Here is a 24,488-nt window from a genome sequence, read left to right as displayed (position 1 = left end):
CGGCTCAGGGCGGGAATTTCCAGCCAATGGCGAGCACCTGGTGGCGGTCCTCGAAGACCGGTCGGGCCGATTGGGCCTGGGTGGCGATCCGGTACCAGAACTCCAGCGTGGACTCGGTCACGCGCAGGCGGTGGGCGTAGGCACCGATGTAGACGGGCAGGTGGCCGACGTAGATCGCACCGTCGACGGCGTCCTTCTGCGCCATGAAACGCGGCCGCCGTGGACGTCGCCCTGACGGAACCGGTTCTTCCATCGATGCGAAGCGCTCGGCGTACATCCGTTCCATGATCCGCGCCACCGAGGCGTAGCTGTTGTGGGCCGGCAACAGGGAGAGCAGCCGTCTTGGCTCCTCCCGATTGCCGTAGTCCTCGTAGATCACCCAGCCCGCGCTCTGGTCCATTGCGTCGACTCCCCGTACGTCCCGGCAGGTCGCGCGTCCGTCCGACGGGGCGGGCACGGTGTCGCTTCGTAAGGGCGATTCTTCATCCACGGGCGAATGCGCGGGCGCGGAAGGGCTCGTTTGCCGACGAAGCGCGTGCCTCATGCCATTGCCTCCGGTGTCATCGCATCAGACACCCGGCACGGGGAGACGCAACATGCGGCACTCGAAGATGGGGCCGGGCGTTCCGCGATCGGTGGCGATGCGGTACCAGAACTCCAGTACGCCGGCGTGCGAAATGATCCGCTGCGCGTAGACGCCGACGAACCGCGGCGACTGGCCGACGTAGATGCCGCCGTGGCGCGGATCGGTCTTGGCGGCGAACCGGGAATCCTGCGGCCGGCGCTTGTAGGCGAAGCGCTCGTCCAGCGATGCATAGCGATCGACATACACCTGCTCGGCATAGCGCGCGATTGACGCGACACTGCGATGGGCCGGCAGCAGCGACAGCAACCGGCATGGTGACCCGAACGACGCGTCATCCTCATACACGACCCAGCCGGCTCCGCGATTGATGGTCGTCGGCATGATCAAAGCACCTGCCGAGCGCGACGTGAGCCACGTAGCGCACGCCATGGGCAGGAACAGCTGCGGCTTCTCATTTCTTGACCCCATGTCGTTTCGATCAGGGCCTAAGCGTTTTTCGCCGCCGTGCAAACCATCAATGCGAAGTTTTCTTTGCGTCGAGAATGTGTGGCGCACACAGGCCTGCGTTTCTCGCGTGCAAAGCGCTGAATCCCGGAAGAAAGTGCGGCATGCGCGGATCCGCATGCGACACGACCGAATGCGGTTCGAACGACCGCCGGCTTTACACCGGAATCAGAAAATTGCCGCATCACCCGTGCGGCAAAGAGCAATGGCACGAGCGGCAAACAGTCGAAGCTTTCGTTCAACCGTACCGAGGCGTCTTCAGATAAGTCTCAAATTCGGCGAGCAAACGCCAAAGATCTTTTCGCCTTGACCCAACGGCGAATCGATTCAGTCATCCCCGGTCGCCTGACTCGCCACCGCCGTACTGCTGCGCGAAAAGCGCGGCAACGTGTCGCGGGTGTCGAACCACGCGATGCGCGAGCGCGTCCAGACATGGTCGTCGATACGTACTCCATCCGGCTCATCGAGGCTGCCGATGCACACCTGGACGCGATCGGCGAGCACCGCTTCGCGCATCCCGAGCGTGCTTCCGCACCGGGCGCAGAAGCCGCGCTCGGCGTTCGCCGAAGAGCGGAACACGTCGGCTCCATCCCCGACCACGTGAAGGCAGTCGCCGGGAAATGCACGAACGCCAGCGCCGGTGCGCCTGAATGGCGCCGGCACATCCCGCAATGGCAGATCACGCCGCGCAGCGGTTCGGCCGTCGCGCGGTAGCGGATCGCACCGCACAGGCAGCCGCCTTCGAAGATCGTTTCATCCGACATTCCATTGCTCCCGATCACGCCCGCGGCGATGACGCGTGCGGTCAGCCCGTGCTGGTCCGCGGGTAATGCCGCATCGCCTCGTTGGCGCGCTCCCACGGCAGTTTGTGTTCGATCCAGATTTCCTTCGTCGGCGGGAATTGCTCGGGCGCGTCGAGCGTGGCCGTGGTGATGTCGATGCTGTCCACGTCGTCGTCGTGCCGGTAGCTCAGTTGCGTACCGCAGACGCCGCAGAAGGTGCGCGTCACGTCGGGCGAGGAGCGGTATCGCACCGGCATGCCGTGTCTGAAGACGAGGCTGTTGACGTGGAAGGTCGACCACGCGACCGACGGGGCGCCGCTGGCTCGCCGGCAACTCCGACAGTGGCAGATGCTGCGCGACACCGGCGGCGCCGTGGCGCTGTAGCGGACGGCCCCGCACAGGCAGCCGCCTTCGATGGTCATGCCCATGTTGGCCTCCACGACCCTGACGTGGCGGAAAGTCAGGCTATCCGGGGCGATGTGTGGGGAGCGCGAGGAAGCCGGCCGTAGAGCCTGCGGGCGACGCCCAGCGCGTCAGGCCGCGTCGAACAGCTGCTGCAGCACCGCCTCGCCGTAGCGATCGAGCTTGCTCGCGCCGATGCCCGGCACGCGCGAGAGCTCGTCCAGGTCGTCCGGGGCGGCCTGGGCGATCGCGCGCAGCGTGCTGTCGTGGAAGATCACGTACGCCGGCACGTTCTGCTCGCGCGCCATGTTGCTGCGCCATTCCCGCAGTGCATCGAAACGCAGCTGCGATTCGGGATCCAGGTCGATGGCGACGGCCGTAGCGGCGCCGCCGCGGGTACGGCGTCCGCGCGCCGGCTTCTCGGGTTCGTGGCGGAAGCGCAGTTCGATTTCGCCCTTCAGCACCGGCCCGCTGAGCGCGGTGAGGCGCAACGCGCCGTGGTGCTCGATGTCGGCTTCCAGCAGGCCGCCGGCGACGAGCTGGCGGAACACGCCGCGCCACTGACGCTCGTCCAGGTCGCTGCCGATCGCCCACGTGCTCAGGGTTTCGTGGTTCCACTGCTTGACCTTGTCGGTCGCCACGCCACGGAGTACGTCGATGATGTGGCCGGCGCCGAAGCGCTGGCCGGTGCGGTACACGCACGACAGCGCCTTGCGCGCGGCTTGCGTGCCGTCCCAGCTGCGCGGCGGATCCAGGCAGTTGTCGCAGTTGCCGCACGCGCCGCCATGCGCTTCGCCGAACCAGCCCAGCAGCGATTGCCTCCGGCATTGCGTGGACTCGCAATAGCCGAGCAGCGCGTCGAGCTTGCGCAGTTCCAGGCGCTTGCGTTCCTCGCCGGCCTCGCCCTGCTGGATCAGCTGCCGCAGGTTCACCACGTCGCCCAGGCCGTAGCTGAGCCAGACCTCGGCCGCTTCGCCATCGCGGCCGGCGCGGCCGGTTTCCTGGTAGTAGCCTTCGATCGACTTGGGCAGGTCGACATGCGCGACGAATCGCACGTCCGGTTTGTCGATGCCCATGCCGAACGCGATCGTCGCCACCATCACGATGCCGTCCTGCTGCAGGAAACGCCGCTGGTTCTGCGCGCGCAGCGACGCGTCCATGCCGGCGTGGTAGGGCAGGGCGTTGATGCCGGCGGCCTGCAGCTGCTCGGCGACGGTTTCAACGCGCTTGCGCGAGAAGGCGTAGACGATGCCGCTCTCGCCGCGATGGGCGTCGAGGAAGTCCAGCAGCTGCCGCACGCCGCCGCCGTCCTTGTGGACGATGCGGTAACGCAGGTTCGGGCGGTCGAACGAGCTGACGAACTGACGCGCATCTTCCAGTGCGAGCCGCTCTGCGATCTCGCGCCGCGTCGGCGCGTCGGCGGTCGCGGTCAGCGCGATGCGCGGAACGTCCGGCCAGCGCTCGTGCAGCACCGTCAGCTGGCGGTACTCCGGTCGGAAATCGTGGCCCCACTGCGAGACACAGTGCGCCTCGTCGATGGCGAACAGCGCGATGCGCGCGCGATCGAGCAGCGAGAGGAACCGGTTGGTCAGCAGCCGCTCGGGCGCGACGTAGAGCAGGTCCAGTTCGCCCGCCAGCAGCTGGCGTTCGACGTCGGCCGCAGCGTTCGCATCGAGCGTGGAGTTCAGGAAGGCCGCACGCACGCCGAGCTGGCGCAGCGCCTCGACCTGGTCCTGCATCAGCGCGATCAGCGGCGACACCACCAGCGCGCAACCGTCGCGCAACAGCGCGGGCAGCTGGTAGCACAGCGACTTGCCGCCGCCGGTGGGCATGAGGACGAGGGCGTCGCCACCGCCGGCGACGTGGTCGACGATCTGCCGTTGTTCGCCGCGGAAGCCGGGATGGCCGAACACGCGGCGGAGCAGATCGAGTGCGGGGTCTGACATCGGCCTAGTTTAACGAAGCCCGGCGATGGCAGGCCTTCGGAAAACGGCGGAAAACCGGGTCGGATCCGTCCGCAGCAGCGCCAGAAAGCAGAAACCCCTCCCCCTGCGCGGGAGAGGGGTTCGGCGAACCTTGAATCAGCGGGCCTGCGCCGCCATCACTCCAGCAGGGAGCGCAGCATCCACGCGTACTTCTCGTGGGTCTGCAGTCGCTGGGTCATCAGGTCGACGGTCGGATCGTCGCCGGCATCGTCGGCGGTCTTGAGGACCTTGCGCGCGGTGCGGGCCACGGCCTCGTTGCCGGCCACCAGCTGGCGGACCATTTCCTTCCAGTCCGGCGCTTCGGTCAGGCCGGGTTCCTCGGGAATCGAGCTCAGGCGGATGAATTCGGCGTACGAACCCGGTGCGTTGAAACCCAGCGCACGGATGCGTTCGGCGGTTTCGTCCAGCGCGGTCCACTGCTCGGTGTACTGGGTTTCGAACATCACGTGCAGGCTGTTGAACATCGGCCCGGTGATGTTCCAGTGGAAGTTGTGGGTCTTCAGGTACAGCGTGAAGCTGTCGGACAGGAAGCGCGACAGTCCCTCGGCGATCTTCTGGCGGTCGCCGCCGCTGATGCCGATGTCGATGGCCTGGCTGCTGGCGGTCGGCGTCAGCTGGGTCTGCGACTTGTCGGACTTCTGGGGCTTGGCGGGCTTGTCGTTCTTGGCTTTGGCCATTGCGGTTCTCCCTTCGATCATGGCATTGCGGCGACAATGGGCCATGCCGTCCGCGATGTGGGGGTGGTTACTTTTCAGGCAGCACGATGAAGTCTATGGATCCGGCGGAGTCTAGTCACGCCAGTGTCAGCAATGCGTTACGCCAGGCCCGGCGCGCCATCGATGGTGCGCTGAGTCGCGACCGTGGCCGGCTGCATGGATTGTGGTCGCGATGGAGCGGAAAACCCGGCGACGAACGCGCACGCGATGCCTTCGCGACGGCGCTGGCGGCGTCCGTGGCCCAGCGCGAAGCCCGCACCGCCGCGCTGCCCGCGGCGCCCGTCGACCCCAGCCTGCCCATCGCCGCCAAGGCCGACGAGATCGTCGAACTGATCCGCGCCCATCCGGTCGTGGTCATCGCCGGCGAAACCGGTTCGGGCAAGACCACGCAACTGCCGAAACTGTGCCTGGCCGCCGGCCGGGGCGCCGCCGGCATGATCGGCTGCACGCAGCCGCGTCGCATCGCCGCGCGCGCCGTGGCGCGCCGCGTGGCGGAGGAATTGCATACGCAGCTCGGCGGCGCGGTCGGCTACCAGGTGCGCTTCACCGAGAACGTCGGCGAGCAGACCGCGGTGAAGTTCATGACCGACGGCATCCTGCTGGCCGAGATCCAGTCCGACCGCTGGCTGTCGCAGTACGACACCATCCTCATCGACGAGGCGCACGAACGCAGCCTCAACATCGACTTCCTGCTCGGCTACCTCAAGCAGCTGTTGCAGAAGCGAAAGGACCTGAAGGTCATCGTCACCTCGGCGACGATCGACACCGAACGCTTCGCCGCGCATTTCGGCGATGCACCGGTGGTGAACGTGGAAGGTCGCAGCTACCCGGTGTCGGTGCGCTATCGCCCCTTGGAAGGCGAGGGCGAAGACGATGGCGATCGCACCACCAACGACGGCATCGTGGCCGCGTGCGACGAGATCACGCGCGAGGATCCGCGTGGCGACGTGCTGATCTTCCTGCCCGGCGAGCGCGAGATCCGCGACGCGCACCTGTCGCTGGAACGTCGCAAATACCGGGAAACCGAAGTGCTTCCGCTGTACGCGCGCCTGTCGGTGCGCGACCAGGACCGCGTGTTCAATCCCGGCCCGAAGCGCCGCATCGTGCTCGCGACGAACGTCGCCGAAACGTCGCTGACGGTGCCGCGCATCCGCTATGTCGTCGATCCGGGCCTGGCGCGCGTGAAGCGTTACAGCCCGCGCGGCAAGCTCGATCGCCTGCACATCGAGCCGGTGAGCCAGGCCAGCGCCGACCAGCGCAAGGGCCGTTGCGGGCGCATCAGCGAAGGCACGTGCTATCGCCTGTATTCCGAAGCCGATTTCGAATCGCGCCCGCGTTACACCGATCCGGAAATCCGCCGCGCCGCGCTGGCCGGCGTGATCCTGCGCATGCTGTCGCTCGGGCTGGGACGCATCGAGGAATTCCCGTTCCTCGAACCGCCCGATCCGCGCGCGATCGCCGACGGCTGGCAGCAACTCGCCGAGCTCGGCGCGGTGGACGAACAGCGGCGCCTGACGCCGATCGGCAAGCTCATGTCGCGCCTGCCGGTGGACGTGAAGCTCGCGCGCATGCTCGTGGCCGCGAACGAACATGGCGTCCTGCGCGAGATGCTGGTCATCGCGTCGTTCCTCGGCATCCAGGATCCCCGCGAACGCCCCGCCGACCAGCGCGCCGCGGCCGACAACGCGCACGCTCAGTTCGCCGATCCGAAGTCGGAGTTCGTCGGCATCATCAAGTTGTGGAACGCCTACAACACCGCACACGAGGAGCTGACGCAGTCCAAGCTGCGCGGCTGGTGCGAGAAGAACTTCCTCGGCTTCCTGCGCATGCGCGAGTGGCGCGAGCTGCATCGCCAGCTCAAGCTGATGGCCGAAGAACTCCAGTGGAAGGAATCGCGCGCGGCGCTCAACGAGCATGGCGCGCTGGATCAGTCCGCGTACGCCACGCTGCACAAGGCGCTGCTCGCCGGCTTGCCGACACAGATCGGCACGCGCAGCGACAAGGGCTTCGACGGACCGCGCGGCCGCAAATTCCAGCTGTTCCCCGGCTCGCCGCTGGCGAAGAAACCACCGCCGTGGGTGCTGTCGGCGACGCTGCTCGACACCGAACGCGTCTGGGCGCTGACCAACGCCGCGATCGAACCGGACTGGGCGATCGCCGAACTGTCGCATCTCCTGTCGCGCCGCCAGCACGATCCGCGCTGGTCGCGTTCGCAGGGCCGCGTGATCGGAAGCGAGCAGATCAGCCTGTTCGGGCTGGTGCTCGCGCCCAAGCGCCCCGTGCACTATGGCGCGCTGTTTCCCGAGGAAAGCCGGGCGATCTTCGCGCGCGATGCGCTGGTGACGGGCGAGATCAACACGCGCAGCCAGTTCCTGCCGCGCAACCTCGCCACGCTCGCGAAGGCGCGCGACGAGGAAGCCAAACAGCGTCGCAGCGGCCTGGTCGTCGACGAGGAATGGATGGCGCAGTGGTACCTCGACCGCCTGCCTGCGCACGTGCACAACGCGCAGGCGCTGGACGCGTGGTACGCCAAGCTGCCGCAGCCCGAGAAGGCCGCGCTGGAATGGTCGCTCGCCGACCTGATGATCGGCGACGAAAGCGACGCGGTGCGCTTCCCGCCGTATCTCGCGCTGGGCAACGTGCGTCTGGAAGTGAAGTACCGCTTCGAGCCGGGCGCGACCGACGACGGCATGACGCTCGCCGTTCCGCTGCACCTGCTCAACGCGCTGGATGCGGTGCGCCTGACGTGGCTTGCGCCGGGCTTCGTGCAGGACAAGGCGGCGGCCCTGATCAAGACGCTGCCCAAGACGCTTCGCCGCAACTTTGTGCCGGCGCCGGACTTCGCGCGCGCGTTCCATGAAGCGCACCAGCAGCCGTCCGCGGACACAATCACCGGCGAGCTTGCGCGTTTCCTGCACCGGCTCGGCGGCGTGGCGGTGGCCGCGACCGACTTCGACGAATCCGCGCTGGAACCGCACCTGCGCATGAACCTGCGGCTGTTCGATCGCGATGGCAAGACCGTGCTGGCCGAATCGCGCGCCCTGGACGACCTGCGCGCGCGCTTCGGCGAGCGCGCGGCAGCGGCGTTCGCGGCGAAGGCGGCCGACGGACTGGCGCAGCGTGGACTGACGACGTTTCCCGACGCACCGATCCCCGCGTCGGTGCCCGGTGCGGGCGGCGTGCCTGCGTACCCTGCATTGCACGACGATGGCGACAGCGCATCGCTGCGCGTGCACGCCGAACGCGACGTCGCGCTGCGCGAACACCCGCGCGGCGTGCGCCGCCTGCTGGCGATCGCGTTGGCCGACAAGCTCAAGCAGGCGCGCAAACAACTGCCGGTGACGCCGAAGATGGGGTTGCTCTACGCCTCGATCGAAGCCGCCGCCCCGCGCGTGGACGGCTTGAAGGAAGGAGATCGCCTGCGCGCGGACCTGGTCGATGGTGCATTCGCATCGATGACGGACGACGCTGCAGTCGGCGATGTCCGCGATGCCGCGGCCTTCGCCGCGCGCCGCGACGCCATCGGCAAGCAGGTCTTCGGCGATGCGATGGAACGGCTCCGGCAGGCCGAGACGATCCTCGCGGCCGTTGCCGAAGCGCGCGCCAAGCTCGAATCGCCGCTGATGGGCTGGGCAAGCGGCAACCTCGACGACATGCGCGCGCATCTTGCAACGCTGACGCCGCCGGGCTTCCTGCGCAGCGTGCCGGCCGACGCGTTGCGCGAGTATCCGCGGTACCTGAAGGCGCTGGCCTTGCGCGGGGAACGCGCGCTGCGCGATCCGGTTCGCGACCAGGCGCGCATGCTCGAACTCAATCTGTTCGCCGATGCGCTCGCCGAAGCCGTGCGAAGCGGCGAGGCCGATGCGCCCGACTGGCAGGCGCTGCGCTGGGATCTGGAAGAACTGCGCGTGTCGCTGTTCGCGCAGGAGCTGGGCACGCGTGGCGGCGTATCGCCGAAGAAACTGGCGCAGCGGCTCGCGCAGCTGCGCCGCTGAGGCGCGTCAGTCCACGCGCTGCACCTTGATCGGCGGCGTGCCGTCGTCCATGCGCAGGTACCACGCACCGAGCATGCCGGGCGCGATGGTCACCTTCGCATCGGTGATCGGACGCGGGAAATTCACGCCCGAATCGACCACGCGCCAGCGCTGGCCGTTGTCGAGCAGCAACGTCTGGCCCTGCGTCCATGCGCGCGAGGATCCGGGCACGACGGCGACGACCGTCTGCGCGGGCGTCCGCTTGGGACGCATGCCGGCCTCATCCTGCGTGCGCTGCACGTCGGCGGCGCGAAGATCCGCCGCGCGGTCCTCGCGGAGCAGCGTGTTCAGCAGCGCCAGCTGCTCGGCCGAAAGCGAGTCGAGGCCCGTCGCGCGCAGCTGCTCGGCGCTCAGGCGCTTTTCGATGGGAACCCACGTGCGTTCGCCGGCCGATGCCGGCAGGGCAAGCAACACCGCGATCGCGAGGAGCAGGCAACGACGCATCGGTTCATCTCATGGCGGGTGGGCAGGTAGGGCGCCAGTCCGGCGCGCGATGACGTTGCGGCTTACTTGACGCGCTGCACCTTCGCGCGCGTGTTGTAGCCGTCGACCGCGAGGTACCACGCGCCGCCGAGCAGGCTGGGGGTGATGCGGACCTTCGGGTTGTCGAGCTTCGCGCTCAGCGAGGCCTCGTCGATCTGCTGCCACACCTGCCCGTTGTCGAGCGTGTACTGGCGGCCCTTGCCGAAGCCGGTGAACCCACCGGTGATGGCGGCGGCGACCGGATCGCGCGACTCGCGTTCCGTGAGGCCGCGGCGGTCGTCGCCCGATTCCTGTCGTGCACCCTCGACGGCCTTGGCGGTCTCGACTTCCAGCTTGCCTTCCAGCCACGCATTGAGGTTCGCCAGCTCGCCCGCGGACAGCTTGTCGAGTCCGGATGCCTTGAACTGCTCGTAGGACATCTGCTGTTCGATCTTCTGCTGCGCCAGGGCCGAGGTGGCCAGCGGCAGCAGCGCGGCGAGCGCGAGAAGGCGGGCGGGGGCGATGCGGGTCATGCGCTGTTCCTCCAGTCGGTTGCGGGCTAGTGTAGACCGTCCCTGCGACATCGAACCCCACGTCCGCCCGTTCCCTGCGCCATGGCAACACCGTCTCCCACGCCTCATCCGGCGCTGGCGCATCCCGCCAGCGCGGGCATTCCCGCGCCGCTGCACCGCGCGATGCAGCAGGCTGCGGCGACGGCGGGCACGGACGGCGGCGATCCGCCGGATGTCGTCGAGAGCATGCTCGACGCGCTGGCGCTGCTCGGCGCCGATGGCGACTCCGCGGCGGCGGCAATCCTTCACGCCTATCCGGCCTGGGAACAGGCACTGCGTCCGCGCATCGAGCGCGATTTCCCCGGCATCGCGCCGCTGCTGGAAGGCCAGCGCGCCGCCGGGCAGGTGTGGGAGCTGCACGCCCAGCGCCACGGCCAGGCCGGCAACGAAGGCCTGCGCCGGCTGCTGCTGGCGATTGTGCGCGACCTGCGCGTGGTGCCCATCCTGCTGGCGCGCCAGCTGGCACGCATGCGCCACGCCGAACGCCTGCCGGGAGACGAACGCCGCGAACTGGCGATGCTCACGCGCGACATCCATGCGCCGCTCGCCAATCGACTTGGCATCTGGCAGTTGAAGTGGGAGCTGGAAGACCTGGCATTCCGCTACCTGGAGCCGGCGACCTACCAGCAGATCGCGCGGCTGCTCGACGAGAAGCGTGCCGATCGCGAGCGCTACATTGAGCAGGTCAAGCGCACGCTGCGCGAAGCGATGGCCGCGCAGGGTCTGGCGGCGGACATCGCCGGGCGCCCGAAGCACATCTACAGCATCTGGAAGAAGATGCAGCGCAAGAACGCGCCGATCGGCGAGCTGTACGACCTGCGCGCCGTGCGCGTGCTGGTGGACAGCCTCGCAGACTGCTACGCCGCGCTCGGCGTCGTGCACGCGACGTGGACGCCGATCCCGAGCGAGTTCGACGACTACATCGCGCGTCCCAAGCGCAACGACTACCGTTCGCTGCACACGGCGGTGATCGGCCCGGAAGGCAAGACGCTGGAAGTGCAGATCCGCACGCACGAAATGCACCGGCAGGCCGAACTCGGTGTCGCGGCGCACTGGAAGTACAAGGAAGTCGGCAGCCACAGCGCCGATGCGGCGTTCGATCGCAAGATCGCGTGGATGCGCCGCCTGCTGGAAAGCGGCGGCGAAGCGGGACGCGATGAAGCGTCGCTCTCGGGCGAATTCGACACCGAACTGGTCGAGGACCGCATCTACGTGCTCACGCCGAAGGGCGAGGTGATCGACCTGCCCACCGGCGCCACGCCACTGGATTTCGCGTATCACGTGCACACCGAAGTCGGGCATCGCTGCCGCGGCGCGAAGGTGGACGGGCGCATCGTGCCGCTGGACCACAAGCTGCGCACCGGCGATCGCGTCGAGATCCTCACCGCCAAGACGGGCGAGCCGCGCCGCGACTGGCTCGTCGCCGCGAACGGGTTCCTCGCGAGCGGACGTTCGCGCGACAAGGTGCGCGCGTGGTTCCACAAGCTGGACCGCGCGCGCAACGAAACCGCCGGCAAGGAACTGCTCGACAAGGAACTGCGGCGCCTTGGTCTGCTGGGCGCGGACCTCGCGCCTGCGCGGGAGAAGTTCAACCTCGCCACCGACGGCGAGGTGTACGTGCAGGTCGCGCTGGGCGATATCGGTCCGCACCAGGTCGGTCGCGCGCTGCTGGAGCACGAACGCGCCCGCGAAGCCGCACAGGCCGCCGCCACCGCGCCCCCGACGACCACGCACATCACCACGCCGCCGCCGCGGCACACGCCGCGACGGAGCACCGATTTCACGGTCGAAGGCGTGGGCAACCTGCTGGTTCAGCTGGCGCGTTGCTGCCAGCCGCTGCCGGGCGAGCCGATCGTCGGCTATCTCACCCGCGGCCGCGGTGTGAGCGTGCATCGCCCCGATTGCACCGCCTTCGAGCGCCTGGCTGCCGCCCAGCCGCAGCGCGTGTTGCCGGTGGAGTGGGGCCGCGCCGGCAGCGGATACGAGGTCGACGTCGAAGTGCTCGCGTTGGACCGGAAGTGGCTGCTGAAGGAAGTGACCAACCTCATCGCGCAGGGCAACGCGCACGTGGTCAGCATCCGCAGCGACAGCGAGCGCAACGGTGCGCGCGTCCGCCTGCGGCTGCGCCTTCGCGTAGGTGACTACGGGCAGCTGTCCACGCTGCTGGGCAAGCTGTCTGCGCTTCCGGGCGTGGAGCACGCACAGCGCCGCTGAACGCGCGCACAGGACGCGACGGGCCGACGACCGCACGGGCGTTATCCTTGCGCCGTGAGTTCCAATACGCCCCGTGACCCCAACTCGGACCCCTGGCACGGCCCGCTCGGCGACGATGCGGCGCCGGCGCGTGGGCGCATCGAGCCGACGATGGGCGCCGAACCGCGCGAGGAAATGGGCGGCTGGGAAGTCGACGATTTCCGCGCGGGTCCCGGTCGTCGTCGTCCGATCACCGAACCGCCGAAGCCGTCGCGCCCATGGTCCTGGGTCGTCGCGATGCTCGCGCTCGCGGCGTTGGGCGCGGGCCTGTTCGTGCTGCGCCAGCCGCTGTCGGACATGCTCTGGCCCGAAACGCGCGTGCAGCAGCTCCAGGCCGACGCCGCACGCGCATTGGCGGAAGGGCGCCTGACGTCAGCGGACGGTCGCGGCGCCCGCGAGCTGTACGCCGCCGCACTGGCGCGTGATCCCGATCGCGCCGAAGCGCGCGAGGGCCTGGCGAAAGTCGGCGAAGCCGCGCTTGTGCGCGCTGACAAGGCGATGGCGGCGCGGCAGTACAGGCAGGCGCATTCGTTCATCGCGCTTGCGCGCGACATGGCGGTGCCGCGCGCGAAGGTCGACGCCCTCGAAAAACGCCTGCGTGCACGCGAGGCCGCGGAAGCCGGCGTCGATACGCTGCTCGCGCAGGCCGCCGCCGCGCGCCTGGCCGGGCAGCTCGACGGAAACGAACACGCGGCGCTGCCGCTGTACCAGCGCGTGCTCGCGCTGCAGCCCTCGCGCGTGGAAGCGCTGGAAGGACGCGAGGACACGTTGGCCGACCTGCTCCAGCTGGCGCGAACGTCGCTTTCGCGCGGCGAACTGGCGGAGGCGTCGTCGCGCATTCGCCGCGTGCAGGCGGCCGATCCCGGCCACGTCGATTTGCCCGACGCGCTCGCGCAACTGGCACGCGCGGGCGAAGAGCAGCGCAACCGCGCCGACCAGGCCCTCCGGCGCGGGCGCCTGGACGACGCGTTGCACGGCTATCTCGCCGCGCTGGCGGCGATGCCCGACGATGCGGCGGCCGAGCGCGGCCTCATGCACGTGGCCAACACCTACGCGGAGCGCAGCGAGCGCTACGCGTCCGACTTCCGCTTCGACGACGCCGAAGCCGCGTTGCGCGACGCGCGTGCGATCGCGATGGACGCGCCGGGCATCGCGCAGGCCCAGCAGCGCCTCCTGCAGGCGCGGCAGACGCAGCAGCGTTACGGTCAGCGCGAGCCGACCGCGCAGCGTACGCGCCGCATCGACCAGTTGCTCGCCGATGCCTCGCAGGCCGAAGCGCGCGGGGACCTGCTCACGCCGCCGGGCGAAAGCGCCTACGACAAACTGCGCGCGGCACAGGCGCTCGCACCGCAGGATCCGCGCGTGCGCGGCGCGATGGCGCGGCTGCTTCCCGCCGCACGTCAGTGTTTCGAAGACGAATTGCGCGGCAATCGCCTGCGTCGTGCGCGCGAATGCCTGGATGCGCGCGCCGCGCTGGAAGGCGAGAGCGCCGTGCTTCGCGATGCACGCAGGCGACTGGCGCAGCGCTGGATCGCGGTGGGCGACGAGCGCCTCGGCGCGGGCGAACTCGGCGCGGCGCAGGCCGCGCTCATCGCCGCGCGGGAACTCGATCCGCAGGCGATCGGACTGGGCGAATTCGCCGACCGCCTGCGCGCCGCGTCGGCGGCGAACTGAAACGCGCTACCTGCGTTCGAGCAACACGCGCCGTACGACCTCGCGCGCCGCGTCCAGCGAGAAATGCCGCTCGACGTTGACGATGCCGTTGTGCGACAGGCGTTCCCAGAGCGACTCGTCGGTATAAAGGCGCACGACGGCATCAGCGAAGGATTGCGGCGTCTCGCCGACCAGCACGTCCTCGCCGTCGCGCAGGTGCATGCCTTCGACTGCAGTTGCCGTCGCGACGACCGGCTGGCCGTGCGCCATGCTCAGGTTGACCTTGCCCTTCACGCCCGCGCCGTAGCGCAACGGCGCGATCGCGATGCGCGCGCCGTCCATGTACGGGTCGATGTCGGGAACATGGCCATGCACGATCACGCCGGGCTGTGCGGCGAGCGCGGCGATCTCCGGCGGTGCATCGCTGCCGATGCAGTGGAACTGCACGTCCGGCAGTCGCGCGCGAATCAGCGGAAACACCTCCCAGACGAACCATTGCACGGCATCGACGTTCGGCGGATGGCGGAAACCGCCGACGAACACCAGATCGTGGCGCTCGTCGAACGGCAGGCCGCGACCGTGCACGTGGTGCAGGTTCGACACGATGTCGACGTGCGCGCCGGGTGCGTCCTTCGCGAGCAGGGTGCGCTCGACATCGCTCACCACCAGCGTGGCGTCGCTGCGCGCGATCATCTCCAGCTCCAGCGCCTTCGTGCGCTCGGACGCGCGCTTCAGCGCGGCGTCGTTGGCCAGTTCGGCGCCGCGACGTTCGCGCAGGTAGTGCAGGTCGACGGTATCGAACACCAGATTTGCCTGCGGCGCGAAACGCCGCACCAGCGGCAGCCATTCGCGCAGGACGTAGTGGCGGCAGACCACGATGGTGTCGAACGAGGCGTCATGACGGGCCATCCACTGCGCCGGCGTCGCCGCGAACGGCGCGTACCAGGTCTCGACGCCGAGTTGCTGCAGGCGTTGCGTCGCGCTGCCTGCGTGGTTGCCGTCGGCGGGATAGAACGCAACGTGCGCCCGCTCCTGTCGCAGCAGCCGCATCAGGTTCACCAGTCGCAGCGAGGCCGAATCGCGATCGGGCAGCGGCGTCGCGCTGTCGACGATCAGGACGCGTCGCTGCGCACGCGCGCTGGCCGCAAGGTGCGGCGTCGTCTGCGGCGATGGCTGCTGTTCCAGCATTTGCTGCCACTTTTCCGCGAACACGTGGCGATTGCGCACCTGGTACGCCTTCACGCCCTTGCTTACGTCCACGCCCGCGGTGACGCCTTCCATGTGCACCACGCGCGACTGCGGCTGGTACACGACACGTTCGCCGGCGGCGCGAACCGCGAAACCCAGGTCGGTGTCCTCGAAGTACGCCGGCGCGTATCGGCGATCGAAACCGCCCACGCGCTCGAACAGCGGGCGCCGGATCGCGAGGGCGGCGCCGGAGCAGTAGTCGGCATCGCGAACGTATCCGTAGCGCGGATCGTTCGGGCTTTCGAAGCGGCCGTAGTTGTGCGCCGAACCATCGGAAAACACGATGCCGCCGGCTTCCTGGAGCCGGCCGTCCGGATAGACCAGCTGCGCGCCGACGAGGCCAACGCCGGGCTCGTCATCGAACGTCGCCAGCAGTGCATCGAGCCAGCCCGGTTGCGGGATGGTGTCGTTGTTGAGGAAGACGAGAAACTCGCCGCGCGCCTGAGCCGCGCCATCGTTGCAGGCGGCGATGAAGCCGCCGTTCTGCGCACGACGGTAGTAGCGCACGCCATCGACCTGCGCGAGCGCGGATTCGGTTTCGTCCGAGGAGCCATCGTCGGACACGATGATCTCGATGCCCGCCGAGGGCGGATGCGCCGCAATCGCGCGCAGGCAGGCCAGCGTGTGCGCGAACTGGTTGTAGACGGGGATGACGATGCTCGCGACCGGCTGATCGGAATGCGGCACGTCGAACGGGGCGAACGGCTCGGACTGCGGCAGGTACAGCGACGGACGCTGCTCCATGGGCACGGTATGGAACTGCCTGACGACGCGCTCCCACGAGGCACGGATCCCGCGGGTGCGCAGGCTTGCGAGCCCCCGGCGAAGGAGGCCGGTTCCCCGGTCGTAGAAGAACCGCACCTCGGTCCAGCTCAGGCCCATCGGATCATCGTCATTGCTGAAGGAACTCCCTAACGCGAACTGCGCCCTGCTTCCCGTCTTCGCGGGCCGGCGGGCGGGCTGCGCTAGACTCGCGGGCACGAGGGCGCAGCCCCGCCATTGTCCCATGCCGTGGCCCGAATCCAGTACGACGAAGACGACAACGACGACATCGACCAGCCCGAGACCCCGCAATGGCGTCGGCGTCTGGTCATCTGGGTGCTGGCGGCGGTCGGCCTCGGATTGGGCTTCCTGATTCCCTACACCCTCTACCTGAACCATGAAGTCGGCGAGCGCTTCGGCCAGCTGAAATGGCAGATCCCGACGCGCGTCTACGCACGTCCGCTGGAACTGGCCCCGGGGCGCACGCTCGACGCGGCCACGCTGAAGACCGAACTGGATGCGGCCGCCTATCACGAGGGAGATGGGACGCGTCCAGGCACCTACGCGCGCAACGGCGGGCGCTGGACGATCTCCAGCCGCGGTTTCCAGGATGTCGACGGCCAGGTGCCCGCGCGGCGCATCGAAGTCGCGCTGTCCGGCAGCAAGGTCGCCTCGGTGCGCGACGCCTCGGCCAGACGCGCGCTGAAGTCCGTCCGCCTGGACCCGGCGCGCATCGCCACGCTCTACGGCCAGAAGAACGAGGAGCGCCGCCTCGTGCGCCTGCGCGAAGTGCCGGAACTGCTGGTCACCGGCCTGCAGGCCGTGGAAGACCGCGACTTCAACAGCCACCACGGCATCGACGTCAGCGGCATGGTCCGCGCCGCCTTCAAGACCGCGACAGGCAGCACGCAGGGCGCCAGCACGCTGACGCAGCAGCTTGCGCGCAGCGGCCTGCTCGGCATCGGCCGCGAGCGCACGATCAGTCGAAAAGGCAAGGAGATCCTGTACGCCCTGCTGATCGAAGCGCGCTACGACAAGGGCACGATCCTCGAGGCGTACTTCAACCAGGTCTACCTCGGCCAGCGCGGCGCGCAGGCGATTCACGGCGTCGCGGCCGGTTCGGAATTCTGGTTCGGACGCGACCTGTCGGACCTCAGCACCGAACAGATCGCGCTGCTGATCGGCATCGTGCGCGGCCCGTCGTACTACGACCCGCGCCGCAATCCCGAACGCGCGCTAGAACGCCGCAATTTCGTGCTCGGCGAGATGCACGAAACGAAACTGATCAGCGACGCCGAATACCAGCGTGCGCTGAAGGCGCCGCTGGGTGTCACCACCGATCCGGGCAGCATCGCGGCGAATCGCTTCCCCGCGTACATCGACCTGATCCGACGCCAGCTCGCGCGCGACTATCCTGCTGACGCGCTCGCCGGCGCTGGCCTGAGCGTGATGAGCGGCATGTCGCCCTCGGCGCAAGCGATGGCCGAAGGCGCGGTCGCGCGCACGCTCAAGGGCCTGGACAACAAGCGCCGTCCGCCGCTGCAGGCCGGGCTGGTGGTGACCGACGTGCACAACGGCAACGTCGTCGCGGTCGTCGGCAGTCGCAGCGTCGCCGAGCACGGCTTCAATCGCGCGGTCGAAGCGCAGCGTCCCGTCGGTTCGCTGCTCAAGCCGTTCGTGTACCTGCTGGCGCTCGCGCAGCCGGGCAAGTATTCGCTGGCCAGCTGGGTCGACGATTCGCCCGTCACCGTCGCGCTGGGCAAGAACAAGAACTGGAATCCGGGCAACTCCGACGGCCGCAGCCACGGCACGGTGCGCCTCATCGATGCGCTGGCGATGTCCTACAACCAGGCGACGGTCCGCGTCGGCATGCAGGTCGATCCGGAGCGCATCGCCGGCCTGATCCGCACGCTCGCCGGCATCGAGGCCACGCCGAATCCGGCGCTGATCCTCGGCGCGGTCGACCAGAGCCCGTACGCGATGGCGCAGCTGTACCAGTTCCTCGCGTCGGGTGGCGAAATCCAGCCGCTGCATGCCGTGCGCGGCGTCCTCGACGCGAACGGCAAGGCGCTCAATCGCTACGACAAGGAACCCGCGCCCGCGCAGGAAGGCGACGCCATCGCGGCGCGGCTGATCACCATCGCGCTGCAGCAGGCCGTGTCGAACGGCACCGGCACGCAGCTCGTGCGCGACGGCCTGGGTCGTCTGTCGCCGGCCGGCAAGACCGGTACGTCGAACGACGGCCGCGACAGCTGGTTCGCCGGATGGACCGGCGACCACCTCGCGGTGATCTGGGTCGGCAACGACCAGAACAAGGAAACCGGCCTGTACGGCGCCACCGGCGCGATGCGCGTGTGGTCGGCAATCTTCTCGCGCCTGCCCACCGCGCCGCTGGAAGTGGGCAACAAGGGCATCGACTGGCAGTGGACGATCGGCTCCAACACGACCGACCCCGATTGCCCCGGCGCGCGTCGTTTCGCGTATGTGTCCGGTTTCGCGCCGGCGTACGCGCCGTGTCCGCAGCCCGAGCCGGTGGAAGAGGAAAGCGGCGGCTGGCGCGACTGGTTCGGCATCGGAAAGAAGGAAGAGGAGGCCCCGCGCGAGCAGGCGCCGCCGCAAGAGACCCCGTAATGACGTATTCGTACCTCCCCCGCATCGCTTTCACCACGCTGGCGCTGGCTGTCCTCGCTGCCTGCACGAGCACGCCGCCGGCCCCGCCGGCGCCGAGCATCGATGGCGTCGCGGCCGTCACCGCGGTCCGCGCCGCCGGCGGCGCGGCCAGTACCGAGCTCGACGTGCAGCCGATCCGCGACCCGCAGGTCGACGACTTGCGCGAGGACGCGGAACGCCTGGAAAAGGCCGGCCAGTACGCGCAGGCCATCGAGGCGCTCGACCAGGCGCTGCAACTCAACCCGGACGATCCGGCGCTGCTGCAGGAACGCGCCGAAGCCGCGCTGCTGGTGAAGGATCTCGCCGGCGCCGAGCGCTACGCGAAACTCGGCATCGAGCGCGGTTCGAAGGTCGGCCCGCTGTGCCGTCGCCACTGGGAGACCATCGCGCAGGTGCGGCAGGTGCGTCCGGTTCCGGTGGAAGTCCCCGGCGAAACCGTCGCCGACGCGCGTCGCGAGCGCGACGCCTGCACCGTCGCGGCGCCGGCGCGCTACTGAGCCTCGCCCTCCCGGCGAGTCCACCCGCCGCCGGCTAGAATAGGTCCGTGCCGCGGCGTCGCCGCGGATTCCCGTGATCGGCAGGTGTCGTGAGTGGGGCGGCCACGTGGGATGGCCGGATGCGCGGACCTCGCGCGCGCCACCACAGGAACCCGTCGAGATCATGCAAGCCCCGGCGCCATCGCCAACCGAACCCCGCCTCGACGACGTGTCTTCCGACGCAGGCTCCGTCGAGGCGCGCTCCGTCGACGCGCGCGTGCCGAGCCGGCTGGCGCAGGCGAGCCGCGAGGCGCTGTCGGAAGGCGGCGAACTGGCGAAGAACATTCCGTCGTTTTCCTCGCGCCCGGCGCAGCTGGACCTGGCCGCGGCCGTCGCCGACGCCATGGATCGACGCGGCACGCTGCTCGCCGAAGCGGGCACCGGCACCGGCAAGACGTTCGCGTACCTCGTGCCGGCACTGTTGTCGGGCAAGAAGACCATCGTCTCTACCGGCACGCGCGCGCTGCAGGACCAGCTCTACCATCGCGACCTGCCGCGCGTGCGCGACGCGCTCGGCGTCGGCCTGAAGACGGCGCTGCTCAAAGGTCGCGCGAATTACCTGTGCCACTACCGCATGCGACAGGCGCAGGGCGAGCCGCGCTTCACGTCGCGCGACATGGCAGCGCAGTTCCAGCGCATCGTCGCGTGGTCCGGCCGTACGCGCATGGGCGACATGGCCGAACTCGACGCGCTGCCGGAAGACTCGCCGCTGCTGCCGATGGTCACCAGCACCGCGGAAAACTGCCTCGGCAGCGAGTGTCCGTTCTTCAACGACTGCTTCGTCGTGCAGGCGCGCCAGCGTGCGCAGGCCGCCGATCTGGTCGTCGTCAACCACCACCTCCTGCTCGCCGATCTCGCGCTGAAGCAGGAAGGCTTCGGCGAGATCCTGCCGGGCGCGCAGACGTTCGTCGTCGACGAGGCGCACCAGCTGCCCGAGCTCGCCGCGCAGTTCTTCGGCGAAGCGCTCAGCGCACGGCCGCTGGTGGAACTCGCGCGCGATGCGCTGACCGAATGCAAGCAGGTGCCGTCCGCACTGGCCGCGGTGCAGGAACGGGCGCGCGCGCTGGAGCAGGGGGTGCGTGCACTGCGCGCGGCGATGGACGAATTGCCGGTGCGCGGCACGCGACGTCGTGCGGCCGAGGACGCCAATGTCGAAGCCGCGTTCGATGCGCTCGATGCCGCGTTGCGCGCGTTCCACGCGGCCGTTGTGCCGTATGCGTCCGCATCGCCGGGATTCGATGCATGCGCGGCACGCGCGGTGGAATTCGAAGGTCGCCTGAAGCGTTGGCGCGATGGCGAGGATCTCCCGGTCGACGAGGACGAGGAAAACGCTGATTCGGTCGAAACGACGGAGTCGGCTGACAGCGATGCCAAGCCGTCGCGCAAGCACGCCGACGAAAGCGTGCTCTGGTACGAACTCACCGCGCGCGGCTTCCGCCTGAGCCGCACGCCGCTGGATGTCGCCGGCCCGCTGGCGCAACACCGTGCGCGTTCGCAGGCGGCGTGGATCTTCACCTCCGCCACGCTCGCCGTTGGCGGGCGCTTCGAACACTTCGCGATCAAGCTTGGCCTGTATCTCAAGGGCGAGGACCCGCCGCACACGCTGCTGGTGCCCAGTCCGTTCGATTGGGAAACGCAGGCGCTGTGCTACCTGCCGCGCGGACTGCCCGAGCCGATCGTGCGGCATTACAACGAAAGCATGATCGACAAGGTCCGGCCGGTGCTCGAAGCATCGAACGGCCGCGCGTTCGTGCTGTTCGCCTCGCATCGCGCGCTGCGCGAGGCGGCCGAGCTGCTGAAGGACGGCCCGTGGCCGCTGTTCGTGCAGGGCGAAGCGCCGCGCGCGGTGCTGCTCGAACGCTTCCGCGCGTCGGGCAACGGCGTGCTGCTGGGCGCGGCGAGTTTCCGCGAAGGCGTGGACGTCGCCGGCGATGCGCTCAGCGTGGTGGTGATCGACAAGCTGCCTTTCGCCGCGCCGGACGACCCGGTGTTCGAGGCGCGCCTGGACGCGATCCGCCGCAACGGCGGCAATCCGTTCCGCGACGAGCAGCTGCCGCAGGCGGTGATCGCGCTGAAGCAGGGCGCAGGTCGCCTGATCCGCAACGAGACCGATCGCGGCGTGCTGGTTTTGTGCGATCCGCGTTTGACCAGCAAGACCTACGGCAGCGTCTTCCTCAACTCGCTGCCGCCGCTGCCGAAGACACGCCGCGTGGAGGATGTGGCGGCGTTTTTCGAAGACGGCACGCAGCCCACGGGCACATGACGCCGTAGTCCCGGCCTCGGCTTTCGCGGGCATCCGGGCCAAAAGCGGTACGCTCCTCCAATCGCGAATCCCATCCGAACCCCATGAAGCTCCTCGCCTTCGAAACCTCCACCGAAGCCCTATCCGTCGCGCTGTCCATCGACGGCGACGTGCGTGAGCGGTTCGAACTGGCGCCTCGCCGGCACGCGGAACTTTCGTTGCCCTGGGCCGAGGAACTGCTCGCCGAGGCAGGCGTGAAGCGATCGCAGCTTGATGCGATCGCCGTCGGCCGTGGTCCGGGCGCCTTCACGGGTGTGCGGTTGGGCATCGCGTTGGCGCAAGGGATTGCGCTCGCGCTCGATCGGCCTGTCGTTCCGGTGTCGACGCTCGCTGCGCTGGCGATGCGTGCAGACACTGCGAGCGCGAGCGCATCGCGTGTACTCGCTGCGATCGACGCGCGCATGGGCGAGGTGTATTCGGCGGCCTTTGAAGTGCAGGGAGGCGACGCACGTGCGTTGAGCGAGGAACGCGTCAGCGCGCCCGGCGATGTCGTGGTGCCGGGCGAGGAGGGGGAGTGGCTCGGCGTTGGCACCGGATTCGGCGCGGCGGAGAACGCGTTGTCGCAGCGGCTCGCCGCGCGCTTCGCGTCGATCGACGGGTCGCAGCTGCCGCATGCCGCGGACGTCGCGCGTCTTGCAGCGAAGGCGTTCGCGCGCGGTGAAGCCGTCGCCGCCGAACGCATCGAACCTGCCTATCTCCGAAACAACGTTGCGCTGACGCTGCGCGAGCAACAGGCATTGCGGGATTCGAAGCGCTGACCCGTGCTGGAATGCGTGGGAAACCAGGGCTCAAGCGCGCTTCGAAGCCCGTCATCCCGGCGAAGGCCGGGATCCAGGCTGGTTGCCTGACCGAAGGGCGATTGGCTGACGCGAAGACGTGATGGCCTGGATCCCGGCCTGCGCCGGGATGACAGCCTCAAGGGTGCATGCCTGACGTGAACGTTCCGCAGCGGAACGCGGCGCGCCTCACTCGTCGACCAGCGTGCCGCCCGGAAGGAAGTTCCACGTGCGCGTGACGTGCAGGATGTCCGGGTTTTCGTCGGTGCGCGGCAGCGGCGGGTAGGGTTCGGCGAGCTTGGCGATGCGCAGCGCCGAAGCATCCAGCAGCGGAATGCCGCTGGTGCGCACGATGTCGGCGCGTTCGACCGAACCATCGCGACGGACCGCCACGCTGATCACCACCTGCCCGGCAAGCCGGCGACGACGCGCTTCGTCGGGATAGTTGAGGTTGCCCACGCGTTCGACGCGATCGACCCAGTCGCGCAGGTAGCCGGCCCACGCGTACTCCTGCGTGCTGGCCGACACGAACTTGCGCGACGGCCGCTTCGCGTAGCGCTCCGAACGCATGTGGATTTCCGCCGCTAGGCGCGCCATCTGCATGTCGCGCTCGATCTTTTCCTCACCGCGCGGCAGCGGACGTTCGCTCGGCGACGGCGTGCTGCGCGGCGTCGGCGTGGCGGATTCGCCGCGCGTGCTGGCGACCACGCGCGCCTGCGGTGCCGGCTGCGGCGCGGGCGACTGCGCGCGCAACGTGCGGGGCGCGATGCCCGTGGCCGCCTGAGGCAACGGACCCGACTGCGCTTCGCGCGGACGCGTGCTCTTGTCGTGCTCGCCGCCGCCCTGATTGTTCGCCTGCGCGAGGAAATCGGCCTGCTTGGGCGTGAGTGCGCTGGTCGTCTGCGTGAGGATCACGTCTAGCGTGGGCATCACCGGTGCCGCCGTCTCCAGCGTCCAGCCCACGCCCAGCAGCACGATGCCGTGCACCAGCAGCGACAGCACGAACGTCGCGCTGACGCGCCCGTTTCCGGTGGATTCGTAGGGAGTGGCAACTGCGGCGTTCATGCCTTCGAAGCGTACGCGTTCTGTGCGATGGCCGGATCGGATCCGCGTCGGGATTTCACGCGCCCACCCTGCGTTCGATCGCATCGAACAGCAGTCCGGCGATGTTGATGCCGAACTGCGCGTCGAGCTCGCGGATGCACGTCGGGCTGGTGACGTTGACCTCGGTGAGGTAGTCGCCGATCGCGTCCAGGCCGACGAACAGCATGCCGCGACGCTTCATTTCCGGGCCGACCTGCGCGGCGATCCAGCGGTCGCGCTCGCTCAGCGGACGGCCTTCGCCGCGCCCGCCGGCGGCGAGATTGCCGCGGAATTCGTCGCCCTGCGGAATGCGCGCCAGGCAGTAATCCACCGGCTCGCCATCGACCAGCAGGATGCGCTTGTCGCCATCGGTGATCTCCGGCAGATAGCGCTGCGCCATCGCGAGGCTGTGGCCGCCCTGCGTCAGCGTTTCCAGGATCACGTTGAGGTTCGGCTCGCCGGCATGCGCGCGGAAGATCGAACGCCCGCCCATGCCGTCCAGCGGCTTGAGCACCGCGTCGGTGTGTTCGTTGACGAAAGCCTTCAGCGCCGCGGGATCGCGGCTCACCAGCGTCGGCGGGCAGCACTGCGGGAACAGCAGCGCGGCGAGCTTCTCGTTGTAGTCGCGCAGGCCCTGCGGGTCGTTGACGATCAGCGCGCCGGCATCCTGGGCGAGGCCGAGGATCTGCGTGTCGTGGATGTATTCGCTGTCGACCGGCGGGTCCTTGCGCATGAGCACGACCTGGCCGCGGCCGAAGTGCAGCGGTGCGAAGTCGCCCAGCTCGTACCAGCCGTTCTTGTCGTCGCGCACCTGCAGCGGGGCGACGATCGCCTGCGCCTTGCCGTCGCGGACGGACAGCCCGCCGGGGCGGACGTAATGCAGCCGGTGCCCGCGACGCTGGGCTTCCAGGAGCATGGCGAAGGTGGAGTCCTTGGCGATCTTGATCGACCCGATGGGGTCCATCACGACGACGATGTCGAGCGGCATGGCGTTGGCGGGGGCGAGGGTCGGGCGATGGTAGCAGGGGGCGGGAGCACGGCGGTGCGCTGGCCTTCCCGGGGGAAAAAGCGGTTCGTCCGGCGGCGCCGACCGCACGCCCGACTACTGAGACCCGTGTCCCGGCTTGAAGCCCGGGTGCTCGGAAACGTCACTTCTTTCCGG

At 69.1% G+C, this 24,488-nt stretch carries 17 protein-coding genes and 1 pseudogene; 7 read left to right on the top strand and 11 right to left on the bottom strand.

Annotated elements, in window-relative coordinates; all coding sequences use genetic code 11:
- Positions 1 to 4: 4 nt before the first annotated feature.
- From DX912_RS15045 to DX912_RS15020, 6 genes and pseudogenes are all read right to left on the bottom strand, one after another.
- Positions 5 to 400: a hypothetical protein gene (locus DX912_RS15045; RefSeq protein ID WP_115843731.1), complete on the bottom strand. Its 396-nt coding sequence runs from the start codon at positions 398 to 400 to the stop codon at positions 5 to 7.
- A 168-nt stretch (positions 401 to 568) separates the two neighbouring features.
- Complete coding sequence (locus tag DX912_RS18215) at positions 569 to 967, bottom strand: hypothetical protein (protein WP_157029456.1); 399 nt, start codon at positions 965 to 967, stop codon at positions 569 to 571.
- 450 nt (positions 968 to 1,417) lie between these two features.
- A pseudogene (locus DX912_RS18830) lies at positions 1,418 to 1,854 on the bottom strand (GFA family protein).
- 41 nt (positions 1,855 to 1,895) lie between these two features.
- Positions 1,896 to 2,300: a GFA family protein gene (locus DX912_RS15030; protein ID WP_147298656.1), complete on the bottom strand. Its 405-nt coding sequence runs from the start codon at positions 2,298 to 2,300 to the stop codon at positions 1,896 to 1,898.
- A 105-nt stretch (positions 2,301 to 2,405) separates the two neighbouring features.
- Entirely contained in the window at positions 2,406 to 4,220 is a 1,815-nt protein-coding gene (recQ, locus tag DX912_RS15025) for a DNA helicase RecQ (RefSeq protein ID WP_115843723.1), read from the bottom strand.
- A 155-nt stretch (positions 4,221 to 4,375) separates the two neighbouring features.
- Positions 4,376 to 4,936, bottom strand: a complete 561-nt coding sequence (locus DX912_RS15020; protein WP_115843721.1) for a Dps family protein — start codon at positions 4,934 to 4,936, stop codon at positions 4,376 to 4,378.
- Positions 4,937 to 5,031: 95 nt separating this feature from the next.
- Between DX912_RS15020 and hrpA the strand changes: the two genes are divergently transcribed.
- On the top strand, positions 5,032 to 8,970 hold the full coding sequence (gene hrpA, locus DX912_RS15015; RefSeq protein WP_220340815.1) for an ATP-dependent RNA helicase HrpA: 3,939 nt from the start codon (positions 5,032 to 5,034) through the stop codon (positions 8,968 to 8,970).
- Between the two features lie 6 nt (positions 8,971 to 8,976).
- Here the strand turns inward: hrpA and DX912_RS15010 are convergent, their stop codons facing one another.
- Both DX912_RS15010 and DX912_RS15005 read right to left on the bottom strand, forming a co-directional pair.
- A complete protein-coding gene (locus tag DX912_RS15010; RefSeq protein WP_115843716.1) occupies positions 8,977 to 9,453 on the bottom strand; it encodes a hypothetical protein in 477 nt (158 codons plus the stop codon).
- A gap of 62 nt (positions 9,454 to 9,515) precedes the next feature.
- Complete coding sequence (locus DX912_RS15005; protein ID WP_115843714.1) at positions 9,516 to 10,004, bottom strand: hypothetical protein; 489 nt, start codon at positions 10,002 to 10,004, stop codon at positions 9,516 to 9,518.
- An 81-nt stretch (positions 10,005 to 10,085) separates the two neighbouring features.
- Here DX912_RS15005 and DX912_RS15000 point away from each other — a divergent pair, with 81 nt between their 5' ends.
- Both DX912_RS15000 and DX912_RS14995 read left to right on the top strand, forming a co-directional pair.
- Positions 10,086 to 12,257 carry a RelA/SpoT family protein gene (locus DX912_RS15000; protein WP_115843712.1) on the top strand — a complete coding sequence of 724 codons (2,172 nt, stop codon included), beginning with the start codon at positions 10,086 to 10,088 and terminating at the stop codon, positions 12,255 to 12,257.
- Positions 12,258 to 12,311: 54 nt separating this feature from the next.
- Positions 12,312 to 13,970 carry a tetratricopeptide repeat protein gene (locus DX912_RS14995; protein ID WP_233433607.1) on the top strand — a complete coding sequence of 553 codons (1,659 nt, stop codon included), beginning with the start codon at positions 12,312 to 12,314 and terminating at the stop codon, positions 13,968 to 13,970.
- 6 nt (positions 13,971 to 13,976) lie between these two features.
- Here DX912_RS14995 and DX912_RS14990 read toward each other — a convergent pair whose 3' ends face one another.
- Complete coding sequence (locus DX912_RS14990; protein ID WP_115843710.1) at positions 13,977 to 16,079, bottom strand: glycosyltransferase; 2,103 nt, start codon at positions 16,077 to 16,079, stop codon at positions 13,977 to 13,979.
- A 129-nt stretch (positions 16,080 to 16,208) separates the two neighbouring features.
- Between DX912_RS14990 and mrcB the strand changes: the two genes are divergently transcribed.
- The 4 genes from mrcB to tsaB all read left to right on the top strand — a co-directional run bounded on the left by mrcB (position 16,209) and on the right by tsaB (position 22,225).
- Complete coding sequence (gene mrcB, locus DX912_RS14985) at positions 16,209 to 18,590, top strand: penicillin-binding protein 1B (RefSeq protein WP_115843708.1); 2,382 nt, start codon at positions 16,209 to 16,211, stop codon at positions 18,588 to 18,590.
- A complete protein-coding gene (locus DX912_RS14980) occupies positions 18,590 to 19,126 on the top strand; it encodes a tetratricopeptide repeat protein (RefSeq protein ID WP_115843706.1) in 537 nt (178 codons plus the stop codon). Before mrcB ends, DX912_RS14980 begins: the two co-directional genes overlap by 1 nt.
- A gap of 256 nt (positions 19,127 to 19,382) precedes the next feature.
- Positions 19,383 to 21,428 (top strand): DNA repair helicase YoaA, encoded by a 2,046-nt coding sequence (gene yoaA, locus DX912_RS14975; RefSeq protein WP_233433611.1) that lies wholly within the window; start codon positions 19,383 to 19,385, stop codon positions 21,426 to 21,428.
- Positions 21,429 to 21,511: 83 nt separating this feature from the next.
- Complete coding sequence (gene tsaB / locus DX912_RS14970; protein WP_115843704.1) at positions 21,512 to 22,225, top strand: tRNA (adenosine(37)-N6)-threonylcarbamoyltransferase complex dimerization subunit type 1 TsaB; 714 nt, start codon at positions 21,512 to 21,514, stop codon at positions 22,223 to 22,225.
- Between the two features lie 207 nt (positions 22,226 to 22,432).
- On the opposite strand, the gene DX912_RS14965 is transcribed toward tsaB, so the two are convergent.
- Complete coding sequence (locus DX912_RS14965; protein WP_115843702.1) at positions 22,433 to 23,308, bottom strand: energy transducer TonB; 876 nt, start codon at positions 23,306 to 23,308, stop codon at positions 22,433 to 22,435.
- Positions 23,309 to 23,363: 55 nt separating this feature from the next.
- On the bottom strand, positions 23,364 to 24,314 hold the full coding sequence (gene gshB, locus DX912_RS14960; protein WP_115843700.1) for a glutathione synthase: 951 nt from the start codon (positions 24,312 to 24,314) through the stop codon (positions 23,364 to 23,366).
- Between the last annotated feature and the right edge of the window lie 174 nt (positions 24,315 to 24,488).

The organism is Lysobacter soli, assembly GCF_003382285.1.
Classification (GTDB): domain Bacteria; phylum Pseudomonadota; class Gammaproteobacteria; order Xanthomonadales; family Xanthomonadaceae; genus Lysobacter_J; species Lysobacter_J soli.
This window is presented reverse-complemented; position numbering and strand designations above follow the sequence as displayed.